This is a genomic window from Flavobacterium sp. Leaf359, assembly GCF_001423985.1.
Classification (GTDB): domain Bacteria; phylum Bacteroidota; class Bacteroidia; order Flavobacteriales; family Flavobacteriaceae; genus Flavobacterium; species Flavobacterium lindanitolerans.
Window position 1 is genome coordinate 6,096 of sequence record NZ_LMPW01000003.1, and the last position, 1,423, is coordinate 7,518.

The following is a 1,423-nucleotide window of genomic DNA, read 5'->3' on the forward strand; positions in this document are numbered from 1 at the left end:
TATTACGGTATATCCGGCCGGGTCTGACTGTCCTGCTGTAGACAGCCTGATTTGGTAGATGGCCCCATTATTGGCACTGGTTGCCTGTTTTGAATAAAAGCGGATTTCACCGTTCTGAGGAATCGGAACCGTAGGTGTTGCTAAAAAGTACTGTGCCGTATTTCCGGCACCGATATTTTCTGCACTCGGATTTAAAAAAGCTGCACCGGTTCCTCTGTAACTGTCAGGAGAAATTCCCCAGTTTAAAGTTCCTACATTATTCCTAAAGGATGCCCATGTTGGGGGTATGCCGCTTTCAAATGTTTCTAAAGCCATTTGGGCATTGACTCCGGTGGATATAAAAAGCAAAAACAGGGGGATGACAATTCTTTTCCTGACACAATTAGGTATCAGTCTGTCATGAATTGTTGAGAATCGATAAAAGCTAGTTGGCAAGAGCCTGCTTATTATCGAAGCAAATAATAATTCTTTTCTCATAAGTCATTACATTTTTCAGTTAGTGTTTCGTCATAAAAATAAGGACTAATGTTAACCTTTTCTTAAGAATGTCTTTACTATTTACCGAAATTTGAAAGGCTAAATAATATCATAAATATTTAAATATCAGAAACTTAAACCTTAAAATAAATCAAACCCATTTCTATTAGATTTTATATTAGAGGTTTGGATATTTTCATAAACCGCTCTTAACTTTAATATATTTTTTTCACTTTTAGCAATTAATACATATAAAAATATAACAACTGTTATTATTACCTATTAAGTGTTAGGATTTATCAATATCGTGTTTTAAAACATTTTAAACACCCAAAATATTTTATCTAATAATCTTTAATATTCTAAAAGGGGTTGATAAAATCTTAACTTTTATTTTAAGGGTCACAAATCAGATAATTTTTAGATTTGAAATTAGATACATTAATCAGCCCAAACAACAAGGGGTTTCTATAACCTAAGGCTGAACTGGAATAAAATAAAAATCATATAGCGGGTTAAACCAAAAAGGTTAAAAAGCAACAGCCGACCTTAAAAAAGGTCGGCTGTCAGAGATATATTCTTTAATCAGTAAGAACTATTGTCTTATCTCTTTATAATCTTAAATTCCGAACGCCTGTTCTGCGCATCCTCCTCTTCCGTACAGTTTGCCCTGCAGTCCACCTTAGGCTCCGTGCTGCCGAACCCCTTGCCCGAAACACGCTCCTTACCGATGCCCTTCGACACCAGGTACTGTACCGTGGACTGGGCCCTCTGCTCCGAAAGCCTCAGGTTGTAGGCCGCACTTCCCTTACCGTCCGTATGCGACTTCACGTAGATCACCATGTCAGGGTATTTCTCCATCACGTTCACGAGCTTGTCCAGCTCCGCGGCCCCCTGCTGGGTGATGTTGCTCCTGTCGAACTCGAAGTAGATGCTTTTCAGGATG

Annotated in this window: 2 protein-coding genes; both read right to left on the reverse strand. The window is 38.4% G+C overall.

Annotated elements, in window-relative coordinates:
* On the reverse strand, positions 1 to 477 hold a 477-nt coding region (locus tag ASG38_RS17930; protein ID WP_162239653.1), incomplete at its 3' end, for a choice-of-anchor J domain-containing protein.
* Between the two features lie 603 nt (positions 478 to 1,080).
* Positions 1,081 to 1,423: OmpA family protein (locus ASG38_RS04020; RefSeq protein ID WP_157486023.1), on the reverse strand; the 343-nt coding region annotated here is incomplete at its 5' end.